General features: G+C 71.9%; 16 protein-coding genes. 12 read left to right on the top strand and 4 right to left on the bottom strand.

Translation table 11 applies throughout. From position 1 onward, the window contains the following. The first annotated feature begins 72 nt into the window (after nucleotides 1–72). A complete protein-coding gene (locus DNK56_RS29645; RefSeq protein ID WP_111338851.1) occupies nucleotides 73–2,532 on the top strand; it encodes a GTPase-associated protein 1-related protein in 2,460 nt (819 codons plus the stop codon). Between the two features lie 75 nt (nucleotides 2,533–2,607). Here the strand turns inward: DNK56_RS29645 and msrB are convergent, their stop codons facing one another. The 4 genes from msrB to DNK56_RS29625 form a co-directional block, all read right to left on the bottom strand. Beyond that, nucleotides 2,608–3,012: a peptide-methionine (R)-S-oxide reductase MsrB gene (msrB, locus tag DNK56_RS29640; protein WP_111338850.1), complete on the bottom strand. Its 405-nt coding sequence runs from the start codon at nucleotides 3,010–3,012 to the stop codon at nucleotides 2,608–2,610. Nucleotides 3,013–3,022: 10 nt separating this feature from the next. Next, on the bottom strand, nucleotides 3,023–4,420 hold the full coding sequence (gene murC, locus DNK56_RS29635; RefSeq protein ID WP_111338849.1) for a UDP-N-acetylmuramate--L-alanine ligase: 1,398 nt from the start codon (nucleotides 4,418–4,420) through the stop codon (nucleotides 3,023–3,025). A gap of 67 nt (nucleotides 4,421–4,487) precedes the next feature. Further along, nucleotides 4,488–4,940 (bottom strand): indole-3-glycerol phosphate synthase, encoded by a 453-nt coding sequence (locus DNK56_RS29630; RefSeq protein WP_111338848.1) that lies wholly within the window; start codon nucleotides 4,938–4,940, stop codon nucleotides 4,488–4,490. Nucleotides 4,941–5,162: 222 nt separating this feature from the next. Continuing rightward, a complete protein-coding gene (locus DNK56_RS29625) occupies nucleotides 5,163–5,927 on the bottom strand; it encodes a pyrimidine reductase family protein (protein WP_111338847.1) in 765 nt (254 codons plus the stop codon). A 37-nt stretch (nucleotides 5,928–5,964) separates the two neighbouring features. On the opposite strand from DNK56_RS29625, the gene zapE reads away from it, so the two are divergent. The 11 genes from zapE (at nucleotide 5,965) to DNK56_RS29570 (ending at nucleotide 18,183) form a co-directional block, all read left to right on the top strand. Further along, nucleotides 5,965–7,107, top strand: coding sequence for a cell division protein ZapE (gene zapE, locus DNK56_RS29620; RefSeq protein WP_199563580.1), 1,143 nt, complete (start codon nucleotides 5,965–5,967; stop codon nucleotides 7,105–7,107). A gap of 93 nt (nucleotides 7,108–7,200) precedes the next feature. Further along, nucleotides 7,201–7,626: an OsmC family protein gene (locus DNK56_RS29615; protein ID WP_111338845.1), complete on the top strand. Its 426-nt coding sequence runs from the start codon at nucleotides 7,201–7,203 to the stop codon at nucleotides 7,624–7,626. A gap of 279 nt (nucleotides 7,627–7,905) precedes the next feature. Further along, nucleotides 7,906–8,739, top strand: a complete 834-nt coding sequence (locus tag DNK56_RS29610; RefSeq protein ID WP_241990198.1) for a polyphosphate polymerase domain-containing protein — start codon at nucleotides 7,906–7,908, stop codon at nucleotides 8,737–8,739. Continuing rightward, nucleotides 8,736–9,413, top strand: a complete 678-nt coding sequence (locus DNK56_RS29605; protein ID WP_111338843.1) for a DUF4956 domain-containing protein — start codon at nucleotides 8,736–8,738, stop codon at nucleotides 9,411–9,413. The genes DNK56_RS29610 and DNK56_RS29605 overlap by 4 nt, the downstream gene beginning before the upstream one ends. Then, a complete protein-coding gene (locus DNK56_RS29600; RefSeq protein WP_111338842.1) occupies nucleotides 9,410–11,014 on the top strand; it encodes a CotH kinase family protein in 1,605 nt (534 codons plus the stop codon). Before DNK56_RS29605 ends, DNK56_RS29600 begins: the two co-directional genes overlap by 4 nt. Nucleotides 11,015–11,167: 153 nt before the next feature. Beyond that, nucleotides 11,168–11,887 carry a response regulator transcription factor gene (locus DNK56_RS29595; protein WP_111338841.1) on the top strand — a complete coding sequence of 240 codons (720 nt, stop codon included), beginning with the start codon at nucleotides 11,168–11,170 and terminating at the stop codon, nucleotides 11,885–11,887. Beyond that, a complete protein-coding gene (locus DNK56_RS29590) occupies nucleotides 11,884–13,476 on the top strand; it encodes a HAMP domain-containing sensor histidine kinase (RefSeq protein WP_111338840.1) in 1,593 nt (530 codons plus the stop codon). The genes DNK56_RS29595 and DNK56_RS29590 overlap by 4 nt, the downstream gene beginning before the upstream one ends. A 37-nt stretch (nucleotides 13,477–13,513) precedes the next feature. Beyond that, complete coding sequence (locus DNK56_RS29585; RefSeq protein WP_111338839.1) at nucleotides 13,514–14,890, top strand: alkaline phosphatase PhoX; 1,377 nt, start codon at nucleotides 13,514–13,516, stop codon at nucleotides 14,888–14,890. 122 nt (nucleotides 14,891–15,012) lie between these two features. Continuing rightward, nucleotides 15,013–15,402, top strand: a complete 390-nt coding sequence (locus DNK56_RS29580) for a DUF6507 family protein (RefSeq protein ID WP_111338838.1) — start codon at nucleotides 15,013–15,015, stop codon at nucleotides 15,400–15,402. Continuing rightward, nucleotides 15,399–17,540, top strand: coding sequence for a hypothetical protein (locus DNK56_RS29575; protein ID WP_241990125.1), 2,142 nt, complete (start codon nucleotides 15,399–15,401; stop codon nucleotides 17,538–17,540). The genes DNK56_RS29580 and DNK56_RS29575 overlap by 4 nt, the downstream gene beginning before the upstream one ends. Then, nucleotides 17,521–18,183: a pentapeptide repeat-containing protein gene (locus DNK56_RS29570; RefSeq protein WP_111338837.1), complete on the top strand. Its 663-nt coding sequence runs from the start codon at nucleotides 17,521–17,523 to the stop codon at nucleotides 18,181–18,183. Before DNK56_RS29575 ends, DNK56_RS29570 begins: the two co-directional genes overlap by 20 nt. Nucleotides 18,184–18,195 lie beyond the last annotated feature (12 nt).

The following is an 18,195-nucleotide window of genomic DNA, read 5'->3' as shown; positions in this document are numbered from 1 at the left end:
GAGGCCGCTGCCACCGCGCGGGCGGGTGCGGGTGGCAGGGGATCTTCAGGCAGGGACGAAGAGAGCCGGCGCATGAGCCTCGCACAGTTGCACTACACCTCGGCGGACGGGGACGGAACCGGCGAGGACGGCGGCACGGCCGGCCGGTTCGCGGCGGTGGACCCCTCCATACCGGGGTCCGTGCTGACCGAGGCGGAACCGCTCCTGGCGTACGAGCCACCGCGCGGCACCCCGGACCGGCTCACGGACGCCGACCTGCGGGCCCTGCCCGAGGCGCTCAGCTTCAGCGTGCTGTCCGACGGCAGCCGGCTGCTCGCCCGGACCGTCGCCGTCCGCTCCGCCCGCTCGTCCGCCGCGGGCTTCCACGCGCACGCCGTCCACCTGCCCGCCGGCACCCGGCTCCCCGGCGGCATGCTGCCGCTCACCGCCTGCCGCTCCGGCCGCTGGGCCGCCGCCGTCCCGCAGCGCCCGCTGCCCGGCCCGCTGGCCGCGCCGCCCGCCGTGACCGGGCACGAGGCCCGCGAGCGCGAGACCCTCAACGACTTCGCCGTCGCGCGCGGCCCCTGGCTGGCCGGTGTGCTGTCCGACCTGCGCAGGCTCCACGGGGCCGGGGCTCCGGAGCGGGTCGTGCTCGTCGAACGCCACAGCGCCGATGTCGCGCGCTGGCTCGCGCTCGCCGGGTACGCCCTGCCGGACGGGCTCGCCGAGAACCTGACCTTCACCACGTACACCCGCCGCCCGCGCGACGCCGCCCAGCAGGTCGTCGGCGTGCTCCCCGAGGACGCCGACGACCTGGCGGACTCCGGACTCTGCGTGCATGTGTGCGGCGGCCCGCGCCCGGACGGGCCGGTGGACGACGTCTGGGCCCGGACGGCGGCCCGGATCTGGCGCGGCCGGGCGCCCGAGCTGTTCCGGGAGGCGGCGGCGCTGCCCGGCGAGCCGTTCGCGGCGGGCCCGCTGGCGGTGACCGCCCTGTGCGCCGGCATACCGCTGGGCACCGGGGAGCGCGCGGCGGCGGCCGACTGGGCGGCCGAGCGGCCGTACGCCCTGGACGGGAAGCGGACCCGGCAGCTGGTCGACGCGCTGACCGCGCCCGGCGTGGACAGCCGCTCCGGGCCCGAGTTCGACGCCGCCGGACGGCTGTTCGCCGCGCTCGACGGCCGCTCCCCCGTGACCACCACCGCCCCGCTCGCCGCGATGCTGGTGACGGAGGCGGTGCGCGGCGGCAACGGCTCGCTGGAGCTGCCCGGCCGCACCGCGTTCAGCGGGCCCGAGGGCGCGGCCGTCGCCGAGGTCCTGGGGCCGGAGATCCGGACCGAGCTGAGCGGCGCGGGCGTCGGCCTGGACGTGGCCCGTACGGTGCAGCTGCTGCGGGTGGCCCGGCTGCTGGGGGTGGACTGCGCCGAGCTGCTGCCCGCCGTCGTGGACCGGCTGGCCCCCGCACTGCTGCCGGATGCCGCCGATGGGACGGGGGAAGGCACGCCGGGCTGGGCGGCGGCTCTGCTGGAGCTGATGGACGAGCAGTTCGACGTCCGCACGGCCCTGCTGGGCGCGCTCGACCGGATCGCGCCGGACGGCCCGGCGGCGGTGGAGAAGCTGCTGAGCCGGGTGCCGCTGCCGTTCACCGGCACCCAGGCGCTGCCGCATCTGCGAATGTGCGCCGGGGCGCCGGAGGCCCGGTCGGATTGCGGCGACGACCGGGTGGCGGCGCTCCAGCGGATTCTGCGGGCCGGCGGGGTCTCCCCGTTCGCGGAGCCGCTGGTGCTGCGGACGGCCGTGGGCCTGGTGTGGGGCGAGGAGGCGCCGGCGCCGGCCGAGGCCCGGCTGCTGCTGGAGACGGCGACCTCCGACGCGCACCGGGCGGCCGGTACCTGGCCGCGCCTGGTGGCGGCCGCGCTGGGCGCCGGGGCGGCGGACGGCGAGGCGCCGGAGCTGGCCCACGATCTGCTGCGCGGCTTTCCGCAGGAGACCGGGGGCCGGACGCGGGCGGCCCTCCAGCTCCTGGAGTTCGCCCGTGAGGTGCGCTCGGGCGCGGCGGAGCCGGAGTGGGCGGAGCGGGTGGCGGCGCTGCGCGCGGAGGCGGAGCCGGTGGAGCCGGGTGTGCTGGGGCAGGCGTGCGACGCGGTGGCCGGGCGGCTGCTGGCGCCGGAGCGGCCGGACGCCGAGCTGTACGCGCTGGTGCACAGCGGGGACGCGGATCTGATCGGCGCCTACGCGCGGGCGGCACGCGGGGACGGCGTACGGGCCCGGCTGGCCGCCGATCCCGGCTACGCGGCCGACTGCTTCACGGTCTGGACGGCCCATCCGCATGCGGGCCGGGTGTGGAGCGAGGCCGCCGCCGGGCTGCTGGACGAGGTGCTGCGGCCGGTGGTGCGCGGGCTGCCGGCCGACCGGGTGACGGCGGTCGAGGAGGCGGTCGGGCGGTCGGGGAGCAGCGGCCGGGCGGAGGCGTTCCGGGACTGGAACCGCCGGGAGCGCGGCACGCTGGGCCGGCTGGGCCGGCGGATCGCGGGCCGGGTGCGGCGGGGCTGAGCGCACGGGGCGGGCCGGGCACGGCGGGGCCTCCGTACGGGGCCGGCGGGTGCCGGTCCCGTACGGGTGGCCGGGTCAGGACTCCGGGGTCAGCCGCAGCGAGATGGAGTTGATGCAGTACCGCTGGTCGGTGGGGGTCGGGTAGCCCTCGCCCTCGAAGACATGGCCCAGGTGGGAGCCGCAGCGGGCGCAGCGGACCTCGGTGCGGACCATGCCGTGGCTGCGGTCCTGGATCAGTTCGACCGCGGCGGTGTCCTTGGGGTCGTAGAAGGACGGCCAGCCGCAGTGCGACTCGAACTTGGTGTCGGAGCGGAACAGCTCCGCGCCGCAGGCCCGGCAGGAGTAGACCCCGGCGGTCTTGGTGTCGGTGTACTCACCGGTGAACGCGGGTTCGGTGCCGGCCTTGCGCAGCACCGCGTACTCGGCGGCGGTCAGTTCTTCCCGCCACTGCTCGTCCGGCTTCTCGACGTCGTACGGCACGGTGGCTCCTTCAGCTCGACAGGTGGTCCAGGATGCGCGGGCCGAGGTCGGTGACGTCGCCCGCTCCCATGGTGAGAACGAGGTCGCCGGGCTTCGCCATTCCCGCGACGACCGCCGGGACCTCCGCCTTGTCGTGGACGGCGGTGACGTCGGCGCCGGCGGCCGTGGCGGCGTCGATGATCAGGGCGCTGGTGACGCCGGGGACCGGGTCCTCGCGGGCCGGGTAGATGTCCAGGACCACGGAGGCGTCGGCGAGGGCGAGGGCCTGGCCCATCTCGGTGCCGAGTTCGCGGGTGCGGGAGAAGAGGTGGGGCTGGAAGACGACGAGGAGGCGGGCCTCGGAGGCGGCGCCGCGCATGGCTTCCAGGTCGGCGGTCATCTCGGTCGGGTGGTGGGCGTAGCTGTCGATGACCTGGACGCCGGCCGCCTCGCCCTTGAGCTGGAGGCGGCGCTTGACGCCGGTGTACTTGCCGAGGGCGGAGGCGAGGTTGTGGGCGGGGATGCCGAGGGCGATGCCGGCGGCGAGGGCGGCGACGGCGTTGAGCGCGTAGTGGCGGCCGGGGACGGAGACGGTGAAGGTGAGGAACTTGCCGCCCAGGACGAGGGTGACCTCGCTGGTCAGACCGCGCGGGGTGATCTTGTGCACGCGTACGTCGGCGTCCTCGGCCTCGCCGTAGGTGACGACGGTGAGCGCGGGCAGCGTCTCGCGGACCCGGCGGGTCAGCTCGGCGGCGCCGGACTGGTCGGCGGAGACGACCAGGGTGCCGCCGGGGACGATCTTGCCGGCGAAGGTCTCGAAGGACTCGTGGATCTCGTCCATCGAGGCGTAGTTGGCGTGGTGGTCCAGCTCGACGTTGAGGACGATCGCGACGTCGGGGTCGTACTTCTGGAAGCTCCGGTCGCTTTCGTCGGCCTCGGCGACGAAGATGTCGCCCTCGCCGTGCGCGGCGTTGGTGCCGGGCCCGGCGAGGTCGCCGCCGATGGCGTAGGAGGGGTCGAGGCCGAGTTCGCCGAGGGCGACGGCGAGCATCGAGGTGGTGGTGGTCTTGCCGTGGGTGCCGGCGACGGCGAGGGAGCGGAGGCCGCCCATCAGGGAGGCCAGGGCGTCGGAGCGGTGGACGACGGGGACCGACAGCTCGGCGGCGCGCACCAGTTCCGGGTTGTCGGCGCGGATGGCGCTGGAGACGACCACGCAGGAGGCGTCGTCGGCCAGGTGTGCGGCGGCGTGCCCGATGTGGACGGTGGCGCCGAGGGCGCGCAGGGCGTCGGCGGTGGGGGACTCCTTGGCGTCGCTGCCGGCGACCTTCGCGCCGCGCTGGGCGAGGATCTTGGCGATGCCCGACATTCCGGCGCCGCCGATGCCGATGAAGTGCGGTCGTTCCATGGCGGCGGGAATGCCGGGTGCCATCTGTGCTCCTGCGGGTTTCGAGTGGGTTCGGTGCGGCTCGGGTGCCACTCCTGGCCGCGGGCCCAGCCTATTCGCTGTGCGCGAAGAGCTTGAGCACCGGGACGCCGACCTTGTGGCGGGCGCGGGAGGCCCAGTCGCGGTGGAAGAACTCCTCGACGTAGTGGGGGGCGGTCAGCACGATGACCTCGTCGGCCTCGGACTCCTCGACCACGGTGGTGAGCTTGTCCAGGGGATGGTTCTCGATCACCTGTCCGACGGCTTCGGAGCCCGCCTGGCGCAGGGCCTCCAGGGAGACTTCCAGGGCGAGCGCGGCGGAGTCCCGGGCGCTCTTGCCCTCGGGTTCCTCGCTCTCGCGGGCCGCTTCCTTCAGTTCGCCCATCGCCAGGTCGTCGATGGCCCGCAGCAGCACGTCCGCCTGGTCGCCGCGCGGCTGCATGAGGACGACGAAGGAGGTGCGCTCATCGCCGTGCAGGGTGGTGACGAATTCGACGTCCTCGGAGGTGAGGGCCTTCTCGATCATCAAAACGCTGGTGAACACCACAGAGCCCTTCTCTTCAGCGACCGTCGCCGGTCGCTGCTGAAACCATCCTTCCCCGCGCTCGCACGGGGTCTGCGAGATCCATTCTGCCCACGGAACGCTAACCGGAACGTGATATTCCGCCGATTGCCCCGACAAGGTCGACACGGGCGGGGAAACCGGAATCTCCGTTCCGGTACCGCCGGTCGGCTGAGGGGTACGGGATCAGCTCCGGCGGTAGCGGGAGAACAGGAACCCGTCCTCCTCCAGCAGCGAGGCCAGGGCGAATCGTTTCGGCACGGTCACCGAGGGGCCGCCCGCGATCCGCTGGGCGTCACCGGCCGTGAGCAGCGGGGCGACGGTCAGGCACAGCTCGTCCAGCACGCCATGGGCCACGAACTGCCCGAGCAGCCGGGGCCCGCCCTCCGTCAGCAGCCGCCGCAGCCCCCGGCCGGCCAGCTCCCGCACCGCGCGGGCGGGGTCCACCCGCGAGCCCTCCCCCGCGATCACCACCTCGGCGCCCGCCTTCCGGGCCGTCTCGATCCGGTCCGGGGGCGCGCCCGCCCCGGTCAGCACCAGCGTCGGGACCAGCGGCGAGACGAAGAGCGGAAGCGAGAAGTCGAGGTCCAGGCTGCCGCTGACCACCGCCACGGCCGGCGCGACGGTCTGGCCGGCCGCCGCCCGCCGCGCCGCGAAGGCGTCCCGCGCCCGCGCCGGGCGGTAACCCTCCTGGCGTACGGTCTCGGCGCCCGCGATCACCACGTCGGCCAGGCCGCGCAGGGTGCCGAAGATCCGCATGTCGCTCTCGCAGGAGATGGGCTGCGAGCGGCCGTCGTGCTGGGCGGCCCCGTCCAGGGTGGACACCATGTTGGCGCGCAGCCAGGGCCCGTCCGTCGCGGGGTAGGCGTAGGCGTCGGCCAGCTCGTCCAGGCTCCATGCGTGGGGGGCGTCGGCCGCTGTCAGGTCGGTCACAGGGAACAGGCGTCGCATGTCCGGCAGTGTGACACGGGTCGTAAGCTTGACGGTTGTGTCGTCCTCCTACGCCGCGCCGGGGTCCAGCCCCATAGCCGAAGCGGCCCCGCTGTCCCTGTGCGCCCGCGAGCCGCACGTCCCCGCCGACCGCCTGGTCGCCGAGATGGTGCCGCCGCCGCGCTTCGACTCGGTGCGTTTCGATACGTACGTGCCCGACCCGAACCAGCCGAGCCAGACCGAGGCGGTCCGGGTGCTGAGCGACTTCGCCGCCGGGCTCGGCGGGGCGCATGCGTCGGGGGCGGGCAAATCCGGAAGAGCGCGAAGCGCATCCCTTGAGGGGTGGTGGCGGGCGACGGGTGGGCGGTTCGGGCGGAAGGCGGCGGCCGCGCCGGCCGGGCCGCGCGGGGTGTACCTCGACGGCGGGTACGGGGTCGGCAAGACCCATCTGCTCGCCTCCCTCTGGCACGCCACCCCGGCCGCGCCCTCGCTGAAAGCTTTCGGCACCTTCGTCGAGCTGACGAACCTGGTGGGCGCGCTGGGCTTCCAGCAGACCGTACGGACCCTGAGCGGGCACCGGCTGCTGTGCATCGACGAGTTCGAGCTGGACGATCCGGGCGACACCGTGCTGGTGTCCTCGCTGCTGAGCCGGCTGGTGGAGGAGGGCGTCGCGCTGGCCGCGACCTCCAACACGCTGCCCGGCAAGCTGGGCGAGGGCCGGTTCGCCGCCGCCGACTTCCTGCGCGAGATCCAGGGCCTGTCGGCGCACTTCCGGCCGCTGCGCATCGACGGCGAGGACTACCGCCACCGCGGTCTGCCCGAGGCCCCGCCGCCGTACTCGGACGAGCAGGTCACCAAGGCCGCGTACGCCACGCCGGGCGCCAGTCTGGACGACTTCCCGGCGCTCCTGGACCATCTGGCGCGCGTCCACCCCAGCCGGTACGGGGCGCTGACGGACGGGCTGGCGGCGGTGTGCCTGACCGAGGTGCGGGCGGTGCCGGACCAGTCGACCGCGCTGCGGCTCGTGGTGCTCGCGGACCGGCTGTACGACCGGGAGGTGCCGGTCCTCGCGTCCGGGGTGCCGTTCGACCGGCTGTTCAGTGAGGAGATGCTGAACGGCGGGTACCGGAAGAAGTATTTCCGGGCGATCTCCCGTCTCACCGCGCTGGCGCGTGACGCGAAGGAGCTGGTGGCGCAGTAGGTTCGGGGGCGTAAGGACGTACCACCCGGCGGAACACGACGCCGTGCTCCGCCGTCCCCGTACAACCGCGCATTCCGTTCGAAGGGAACCAGCATGGCTACCACGCGTCAGGCGCACACGGTCTGGGAAGGCAATCTGACCGAGGGCACGGGCGTCGTCACGTTCGACTCCTCCGGGATCGGCGACTACCCGGTCTCCTGGCCGTCCCGTGCCGAGCAGGCGAACGGGAAGACCAGCCCGGAGGAGCTGATCGCCGCGGCCCACTCCAGCTGCTTCTCGATGGCGCTGTCGCACGGCCTCGCCGGTGCCGGCACGCCGCCGGCCCGGCTGGACACCAAGGCCGAGGTCACCTTCCAGCCCGGCACCGGCATCACCGGCATCCACCTCACCGTCGTCGGCGAGGTGCCCGGTCTGGACGAGGCGGCCTTCACCAAGGCGGCGGAGGACGCCAAGGCGAACTGCCCGGTCAGCCAGGCGCTTTCCGGCACCACGATCACGCTGAGCGCCTCGCTCGCCTGATCGCACTCCCCCGGTGTCCCCGAGTCCGGCGTCCACCGCCGGTCCCGGGGACACCGTCATTCGCGCGGGGCCGTGTTCACCTTCCGGCCATCTTCGACACTCCCGAGATTCACCCGTGTTTCTCATCGCCTCCTCATGCGCCGTTGGTTGCGTGTCGCGGGCCGGCAGGTCCGGCACGGACGACGAAGGAGGCGCACGGTGTCGCAACCCGACACGGCTCCGTACGGGGCTCCCGCCGAAGGGCACCCCACGGCTACGGAGGACCCCCCACCGCCGCATGTGGCGAGCAGACTGCATGCCTTCAACCGGTACGAGCTGAAGTATCTGGTCCCGGTCGAACTCGCCACCGAACTCCGCGACGAACTCGCGGAGCGGATGGACCGCGACCCGCACAGCCCGGTCGGCGGATACGGCGTGTGGAGCCTGTACTACGACTCCCCCGAACTGCGGTTCTACTGGGAGAAGATCGAGGGACTCAAGTTCCGCCGGAAGCTGCGGATCAGGCATTACGGCGATCCCGCCGGGGTCACCGACGACTCACCGGTGTGCGTCGAGATCAAGCAGCGCGTCAACCGGGTCACCCAGAAGCGCCGTATCACCCTGCCGTACCGCACGGCCCGTCAACTCTGCGACGGGCATGCGCCGGTGGACCACGCGCCGAAGGAGCGCGCGTTCGTCCACGAGGTGCTCGACCTGGTCGTACGGCTGAATCTGCGGCCCACCGCGATGACCGGCTACCAGCGCGAGGCGCTCGTCGGGCGATCCGCCGACACGGGGCTGCGGGTCACCTTCGACCGGCGTGTCCGGGGCCGCGACCGCGACTTCCGCTTCGGGCAGGAGCGCCCGGAGAACCGGTTCACCGTGCCGCCGCACCTGGCGGTGATGGAGATCAAGGTCAACGAGCGCACCCCGCACTGGATCACCGACCTCGCGGCCCGCCGCAACCTCAGCCTGGTCAGGGTCTCCAAGTACGTCCAGTCCATCGAGGCGTTCGGGCTGGCGCCCCGGTCCGTCTTCCATCTCGACGAGGCGGACTACCCGCCGCCCGCCACCACCCCCCTCGACACACAGCCGGTGGCCCAGCGGGCACCGTCGAAGGCAGGAATCCAGTGAACTTCGATCTGCAGGAACTCAGCGGAACGTTCAGCGTCGCCGACGTCGTCGCGGCGATGGTGCTCTCCTTCGTCCTGAGCACGCTCATCGGTTACGTCTACCGGTACACCCACCGGAACGTGTCGTACAGCCAGTCCTACGTCCAGACGCTGGTCATCGTCGGCATGATCGTCGCGCTGATCATGCTCGTCGTCGGGTCCAATCTGGCCCGTGCGTTCTCCCTGGTCGGCGCGTTGTCCGTGGTCCGGTTCCGGAACGCGGTCAAGGAGACCCGCGACGTCGGGTTCATCTTCCTCGCGATGGCGATCGGCATGGCCTGCGGTGCGCGCTTCTACACACTGGCCGCCGTCGGCGCGGTGGTCGTCTGCGCGGTCGTCGTCATCATGCACAAGTTCGACTGGTTCGCGCTGAACGTCCAGCGCCAGGTCGTCAAGGTCCAGGTCCCCGCGGGCGAGGACTACACGCCGGGCATCCGGGACGTACTGATCAAGTACACCAGCGAGTTCGAGCTGGTCTCCACGGAGACGATCCGGGGCGGCGCACTGTGCGAGGTGTTCTACACGGTCCGCATGAAGAAGGGCACCGAACCCGGCGACCTGGTCACCGCCCTCCAGGAGCGGACCTCGGGCCAGCGGGTGACGGTTCTGACCGGTTACGACACCACCGACCTGTGAGCCGGGTCGAGGGCGCGCCCCGCGGGCGGCGGCCGCGCGACCGGATTCCGGTACGCCTGCGGCACCACTGGAAGCCGGCAGGGGCGCTGTGCGCGGGGCTCGCGGTGATGCTGTACGCGTTCGGTGACGCACGCGTCTCCCCGTACGTCACCTCCTCCTCACGGGTGGAGGCCGACACGATCACGGAGGACGTGAAGGGCACGGTCGGGCTGTACGACACATCCGTGAAGCACTCCGTACGGCTGGAGTACGAGCAGACCGACTTCGACAAGATGATGAAGGAGTTCAAGAAGGACGGCACCAAGGACTCCATCCCGGCGGACCTCACCATCGACGGAGTCTTCCTGCGGGACGTCGGCATCCGGCTCAAGGGCAACTCCACGCTGATGTCCCTGCGGGGCGGGCGGAGAGGATTCCCGGGAGGCGGGATGCCGGGAGGCGGGATGCCGGAAGGCGGGGCGCCGGGAGGCGAGCCCCCGGACGGAGGCGCGGCGCGGCCCGGTGGCCGGGGCGCGCCGGACGGGCAGATGCCCGGTCCCGGTGGTGGGCGCGGCGGAGGCATGCCGCAGTACAACCTCTCCGCCGACAAGCCCGAGGAACTCCCCTGGCTCATCAAGATCGACGAGTACGTGGAGGGCCGCGCCTACCAGGGCGAGCGCGAGATCTCGATCCGTCCGGGCAGCAACGCGCAGGTCCCGGTGAACGAGGCGCTGGCGCTCTCGCTGATCGACGGGACCGGGGAGCCGGCCGAGCGGTTCGGGTTCACCACCCTGACGGTCAACAACCGGCCGACGGCCGTACGGCTGATGGTCGAGAACCCCGACACCGAGTACGCCGAGGCCGTCGAGGGCGAGTCCGTGGTCTACAAGGCCCGTGCGGGCGGCACCTTCGACTACCAGGGGGACGATCCGTCGAAGTACGAGACGTCCTTCCGGCAGCTGAACAAGGTCGGCAGCCAGGACCTCGAACCCGTGATGAAGCTGACCGAGTGGGTGGAGAAGTCCTCGGACGAGGAGTTCGCCGCCGATCTCTCGATCCACGTCGACGTGGACTCGTTCGCCCGCTACGTGGCGACACAGAATCTGCTGATGAACTTCGACGACATGGCGGGACCGGGGAAGAACTACCTCCTCGGCTACGACCTGAACAGCGGGAAGTTCTCGGTGCTGGGGTGGGACTACAACCTCACCTTCGGCGGCGACGCGACGGCGGGCCCGGACGACCGGATGAAGATGGGCGGCGGCCCCGGCGCGCCGGGCGGGCTCCCCGAGGGCATGCCGGACCTGCCGGGCGGCCCCGGGGCACCGGGCGGCGACGACGCGGCCGGCGGGCCGCGCGGCGGCATGATGTCCGGACACGCGCTCAAGGAACGATTCCTGGAGCTCGACGCCTTCGACGCGGTCTACAAGAAGGCGTACCGGGACCTGTACCAGACGTTCTACGCCTCCGGCAGGGCCACCAGGGCGCTCGACGACCTCGCGGAACAGGCCACCCGGGCCGGCGTCCCCGCCGAGGACGTCGAGAGCGCGGTCGGCGCCCTGCGGACCACGGTCACCGAGCGGACCACGGCCCTGGCCAAGAACGAGCAGGTCACCGGCTGACGGCCGGGTGCCCCGGAGCCCGTCCGGTGCTCCGGGGCATCCCGTCCCTCACCCGTTTCTGTGAACTCGCACAAGTCCGGCCGCTAGCATCACATCGAGTCCGCGGCAGGGTGCCCCGGCCCGTGTCCGCAACGCCGCGAGGTGATCCTTCCCATGGCCGACCGGTCCGCCCGGCACACCGTCCTGGTCGTCGAGGACGACCCCGGTATCCGTACGCTGCTCACCTCCGCGCTGACGGCGGCCGGGTACCACGTCGCCTCGGCGGCCGACGGACGGGACGCGGTGACCGAGGCGGAGCGCTGTCGGCCGGACCTGATGGTGCTCGACGTGATGCTGCCGGACACGGACGGCTTCGCCGTGACGCGCGGGCTGCGGGCGCGCGGCGACTACACGCCGGTCCTGTTCCTGACCGCGCGCACGGACATCGAGGACCGAATCATCGGACTCAGTTCGGGCGGCGACGACTACGTCACCAAGCCGTTCCACATCCAGGAGATCCTGCTGCGGATACGGGCGATCCTGCGCCGCACGGGAAGCGCGCCCCGCCCCGCCGCCGGGCCGGCACCGCTGCGGTACGCGGATCTGAGCGTGGACCGTGAGCGGCACGCCGTGCACCGCGCCGGACAGCCGGTGCGGCTGTCGCCGACCGAGTTCCGGCTGCTGGTATGCCTGGCGTCGCGGCCGGAGAAAGTGCTGGAGAAGCGGGAGATCCTGCTGGACGTGTGGAGTTACGGCTTCGCCGGGGACACCAGGATCGTCGACACGTACATCAAGAACCTGCGCCGCAAGATCGACCGGGCCGGCCCGCCGCTGATCCACACCGTGCGCGGGGTGGGCTACTGTCTGCGGCTGCCCCGCGAGGACGCGCCGTGAGGCTGCTGCCGCACCGGCCCCGCTCGGTGCGGACCCGGCTGGTACTGATCTCGACCGTGCTGGCCACGCTGGCCGTGCTGATCTCGCAGGCGGCCGGTCTCGTGGTGATGCGCTCCTGGCTCACGGGGCAGATCGACCACCGCCTCACCCGCTTCCACCCGCCGCCCCCGGCCGCGTTCGACCCCGGCTGCGGCCGGCCGCCGGACGCGGCGGCGCCCGTGCCCTGCGCGGACGCCCTGCCCTCCGACTACCGGGTCTTCTTCTACGACTCCGGCGGGCGGCTGCGGCCCGACTCGCTCGGCAGCGGCGCCGGAAGCCCCCGGCTGCCCGCCACCATCGGTGCCCTGGCCCTGGAGGAGGGCCGGCCCGCCACCGTGCCGGACACGGACGGCGGAGCGGCGTGGCGAGTGGTCACGGACACCGGGCCGGACGGGCGGCGCGTCGTCGTCGCGCTGCCGCTGGGCACCGTGGAGGGTGCCACCGCCAAGCTGCTGTGGTTCAGTCTGGCGATCGGTGCCGTCACCGCCGCCGGGGTCGGGCTCCTGGGCAGCACCGCCGTACGGCTCGGACTGCGTCCGCTGGCCCGGATGGAGCGGACGGCCCTGCGTATCACAGCCGGTGAATCGGCCCTGACGGTCGCCGACACCGATCCGCGCACCGAGACCGGGCGCCTCGGCGCCGCCTTCAACACGATGCTGGACCAGGTCCGGTCCGCCTTGCACCGCAAGGAAGCCTCCGAACGGCGGCTGCGCCGGTTCCTGGCCGACGCGGGGCACGAACTGCGCACCCCGCTCACCTCCGTCCAGGGGTTCGCCGAACTCCTCGTGGAGCAACCCCGGCTGCCCGCCGCGCGCCGCCGCGAGGCCCATGAGCTGATCGCCCGGAACGCGGAGCGGATGAGCCTGCTCGTCGACGACCTGTTCCTGCTGGCCAAGTTGGGGGACGCGCCCGTGGCGCGCCGCGAGACGGTGGATCTGCTGTCGCTGGCGGCGGACGGGGTCGGCGCGGCCGTCGTCGCGCATCCGGGGCGGGACGTGCGGCTGGTCCCGCTGGGCGACGGCGGGCCGGACGGGGCGGGGCCGGCGCTGGACGTGGTGGAGTCGCTGGGCGATGCGCACCGGTTGTCGCAGGTGATCGGGAACCTGCTGGCCAACGCCTGCCGGCACACCCCGCCGGACACGCGCATCGAGGTCCGGGTCGGGGCGGTGCGTACCGGGCCCGGCACGGGCGGAACCGACCGGCCCGGCCGCAGCAGCGCCACGGGCGCGCTACCCACCGGGGTTGCGGTGTGTGTGGTGGAGGTCGCCGACGACGGCCCCGGACTGCCGGCCGACGTGGCGCGGCAGGTCTTCGAACGGTTCTACCGGGCCCCGGTGACGGGTTCGGCGGCCGGACGGCCGGGGTCCGGGCTGGGGCTGTCGATCGCCGCCACCATCGCCGAGGCTCACGGCGGGCGGCTCGAACTGGACACCCGGCCGGGCTACGGCTGTGTCTTCCGTCTGCTGCTGCCCCGGAGCGTCGGCGCCGGTCCGGGCTGCCCGGCGTGGCAACGTTCAGCGGTGGCCTCGAACGATCGGGCCAGCTCTTGACTCAGCCGTGTCGCCCGTCCCCAGCAGGGAGTCGCCCATGTCAGCCGCACCCCGCCCCCTCGTGAACCGGCGGAACGTCCTGGCCGCAAGCGGTGCCGCCGCGGTCTCCATCGCCTTCACCGGGGCGTTCACCGAGCTGTTCGCGGGCAGTTCCACCGCGCGCGGGCACGGCGGCTACGGCCCGCTCGTTCCGGACCCGGACGGCCTGCTCGACCTGCCGAAAGGATTCCGCTACCGGGTGCTGTCCCGTGAGGGCGATGCGCTCCGCTCCGGCGAGGGCCGGGTGCCCAGCCACTGCGACGGCATGGCGGCGTTCGCCGGCCGCGGCGGGCGGGTCCGGCTGGTGCGCAACCACGAGAACCGGGTGGACGCCGCGATCCCCGTACCGACCGTGCCGGGGCTCACGTACGACCCGATGGGCAAGGGCGGGTGTACGGCGCTGGAGCTGGACGGCCGCGGCCGGGTGCTGTCCGAGCGCGTCGCCATCGCCGGTACCGCGGTCAACTGCGCGGGCGGGCGCACCCCGTGGAACACCTGGCTGACCTGCGAGGAGACCGAGGACCGGGCGGGCACCAACGGCTACACCAAGGACCACGGCTACATCTTCGAGGTGGACGGCGCCGATCCGCGCCGCACCGGCGCCGTACCGCTGACCGCGATGGGCCGCTTCCAGCACGAGGCCGTCGCGATCGACCCGAGCGACGGGACGGTGTACGAGACGGAGGACGCGTTCGAGAAGCCGTTCGGCCTCTTCTACCGCTTCCTGCCGAGGAGGCCGCTGGGCGGTACGGGGTCGCTGCGGGCGGGCGGCCGGCTGGAGGCGATGCGGGTGCCGGGGGTGCCCGACCTGTCGGCCGTCCAGGAGACCGGGAGGGTGTTCGAGGGCATCGAGTGGGTTCCCGTACCGGACCCGCAGGCCGCCGAAACGCCCATCCGCTTCCAGGACTTCGGCCGCGGCGGCATCACCCACGCGCAGAAGTTGGAGGGCTGCTACTGGGGCGGCTCGTGCGTGTACTTCGTCTCCAGCTTCGCGCACCGCGACGAGGGTTCGGCGGCGGACCACTACGGGCAGGTGTGGCGGTACGACCCGGCGCGCCGGCGGCTGACGCTGGTCGTCGTCTTCGGGCCGGGCACCGACCTCCAACTGCCCGGCGAGTCCCCCGACAACATCACCCTGGCCCCGGACGGCGGCCTGATGGTCTGTGAGGACGGCGGCGGCGCCCAGCACGTGTTCGGACTGACCCGGCACGGCGAGGTGTACGCGATGGCCCGCGGCCGGCAGAACATCGGCACCGAGGAGGCCCCGGAGTGGGGCGAGTTCGCGGGCGTCACATTCGCACCGGACTACGGAACGATGTATGTGAACGTGTATACGCCCGGTACCACGTTCGCCGTGACGGGCCCGTGGCGCTGACGGCCTGACGGGGGCGAGGGCGCGCCCCGCCGTTCCTTTGCAGTCGGCAACACGGGGGTTTGATCCTTCCGGGTGGGCCGGTGCAGGATGGCGGGGGGAAACGATTCTTGACGGGGGGCACCGTGACCAAGTGGGACATCGACCCGGCCGGGGTTCGTCGGGTTCTGATGAAGACCGCCAAGGTGGGCGGGGAGTTCGAGAAGGAGTTCACGTCCTACAACAACGACCTGGTGGGGTCCGCGTCTTCGGCGGGCACGCTGGTGCTGGGCGGCACCGCGATCCCCGAGGGGGGCGCGTTCGGGCCGGTGGCCCAGGCGTTGCAGGAGTTCCAGGAGGGCACGCTCGACGATCTGAAGTTCCTGCCCGTCCGGACGGCGAAGTCCATGACCGGGGCGCGGCTGGCCACTGAGGAGTACCTCAAGGGCGATCTGGAGATGGCGAAGAACAAGCAGGAGCTCTACTCCAAGGCGCCGACGCCGCAGGAGCTGAAGGGCAGGGGCCTCACGAAGTGATCGACCTGGGGAAGATACCGACCTTCACCGGCAATCTGGCGACCCTGGAGACGCACGCGGCCGCGCTGAAGACGACGGCGGGTGCCATCCGGACCACGGGCAAGGATGTCCACGACGCCTTCCAGGAGCTCGATCCGGTCTATGACGCGCCGGAGCAGGAGGAGTTGCTCGACTCCACGATCCCGGTACGGGACAAGGCGGACGCGTTCGCGGACAAGCTGGAGACGGTGAGCGGGGCGCTCTCGGGCTTCGCGACGGCGGCGCGTCCGCTGGTGGCCCGGATGAACCGGCTCCGCGAGGACGCGGCGAAGTTCGTCGCGGAGAACAAGGACGACGACGACTGGCAGCAGGACCAGGACAAGATCGACGAGAACGAGCGCCTGGTCCACGAGGTCGGCACGACGTGGGTGGCCTTCCAGGGCGCCGAGCGTGACGCGGCCAACAAGATCACGGCGCTGGTGGGCGGTACGCGTTTCGTCGTGGACGACGGCTCGCACAAGGCGGGCATGTACGGCTTCAGGGCCGACGACGTCAAGGACGCGAGCGAGACACCGTGGGGCACGGTGGACGAGCGCGAGTACACGGGGCTGCGGGCCGCGTGGGAGTGGACGAAGGACAACGTCGGCGGTGCGCTGAAGGGGTTCTTCGTCGACGGGGTCTGGGGCACGATCAAGGGCCTCGGCAGCATGGTCAACGTCTTCGACTGGGACAACTTCAAGAAGACGTGGTCGGGCATCGGTGACGTCTTCGGCGGGGTCAGCGCGTACATCATGACGCCGTACGACTGGGCGATGGACCAGATGTTCGGCCCGACCGACCACAGCGACAGCGACCGGCAGAAGGCGGCCCTGCGCAACTTCGGCAAGTCGCTGGTCGCCTGGGACGAGTGGGGCACCGATCCGTCGCGCGCCTTCGGCACGGTGCTGTTCAACGTGGTGACCCTCGGTTCCGGCACCCTGCTCAAGCTGGGCAGGGCCGGCAAGGTGGGCGCGGTCGCCGACGCGGCGGCGGTGGCGGGCAGGGCCGGGGTGCTGGTCGACCCGATGACCTGGCTGGGCAAGGCGGCGGGCGTCACCAAGATCAAGGTCGGCGACCTGCTGGAGAGCCTGAAGGCGGGCAGCGCGAGCGTCGACGACATGGCCCGGACGACCGACAACGGCGTCAGATACGTGGACGAGCAGGGCAACCCGCGCGTCATCGGCGACGACGCGATCATCCGCGACGAGCACGGCAACCCCGTACCGGACACCGAGCCGGTCCGCGAGCCGCACAAGAACGAACTCCCGGACGAGGAGAAGATCCTGGAGGGCGCGGGCGGCCCGAGCCACGCGGAGAACTCCACGAACCCGCCCCCCGCGTCGAGCGGCGGCACGACGCACCACACGCCCCCGTCGACCGGCGCCGGCCATGTGACGGAGCATCCGACGGGGTCGGGCGGGGGCGAGCCCGGTACGGGTACCGGCGGCGGAGGCGGCGGAGGCTCCGACGCCAACACGCCGGGCGGCGGCGGTGGCGGCGGCCACGGCGAGGGCAACGGCAACGGCAACGGCTCGGGCAACGGCGACGGCTCGGGCAACGACGGCCCGGCCGAAGGCCCGCACGGCGGCGGTGACCGCCCGAACGAACCGCTGCCCGAGTTGACACCGGAAGAACGGGCCGGGCACTGGGGTCATCTCGAAGAGGTGGAGAAGCGCTTTCCGGAAGACTTTGACCACTTGCGGTACGACCCGGATCACATGGGAAAAATTACCAAGTCCTCTATGGACGAAGCACGTGTAGGACTCGACCTGCGGGAGCAGGGCCGCCTTCCGGCGGACATCCGGCGCCCGTCAGGCGCGGACAAGGGTGAGTTCTATTCCGCAACCACAGGTAAGTACTACGACATCAAGGGCATCCATTCATTCTGGCCTCCCTTCAACACCATGCGGAATCCGGACCTGCTCGCCGGCCCGTTCTTCGGCGCATACAATCCGGCCAAGCACACAAAAACCTGGATCAGAAACCTTACCGAACAGATTATCGGGCATAGGCGCATAGTCATACTCGACGTTCGGAACGCGAATCAAGCGGCGATCGACAGCATCAAGGGAATAGTCAAAGATCACGGTTGGGAAGACGATGTCATCTGGTACCCCTAAAACCTGGAAACCGACCACTTTTCCTGCCGACCCTGAGGCAACACACCAGTTGCAGGAATGGCTCGCCGAGGATGGGTACAGCCTGTTTGGATTCGAGCGCGATTTTCGGGGAGCCGATCTTTCGGGGGGTGACTTCACACAGGCATGGTTCACTCAGGCCAACCTGGCGGGCGTACGACTCAGGGGAGCGAGTTTCTATCGCGCCGACCTCCAGTCAGCCAACCTCACCGGTGCAGATCTCACTGGTGCTGATCTCGTCAGGGCGAACCTCAACGAAGCTGTGCTCTGCTCGGCGAGGCTTGACGGCGCCGATATGGTCAAGGCATCGCTGCACGACGTCAACGCATCGCGAGCAAGCTTTCGTAGGGCCCGGATCATGGCTGCGTCACTGTTCGACGTCGATATGCGGGGAGCGGACCTCACCGACGCAGTCCTCTCGGACAACGTCTTTCAGGTAACGGTCGACGACTCCACCGTGGTTCGCGGCCTGACCGGCACCGTCTTCGGGCCGATCACAGTGGACAGCGGAGACTCCTCCCTCGAACTGGGCGGCGCGGACCTGGAGGCGTGGATCAACGCACGCGGCGGGCAGGTTCAGGTCATCCCGCCACGAGGTCAGATGCGGCCGGCCCACCTTGGCTGAACACGCCCGTCT

The sequence above is a fragment of the Streptomyces sp. AC1-42W genome (genome assembly GCF_003248355.1).
Lineage (GTDB): Bacteria > Actinomycetota > Actinomycetes > Streptomycetales > Streptomycetaceae > Streptomyces.
Note: the sequence above shows the minus strand (reverse complement) of the source record. Positions and strands in the feature narration are given on the sequence as shown.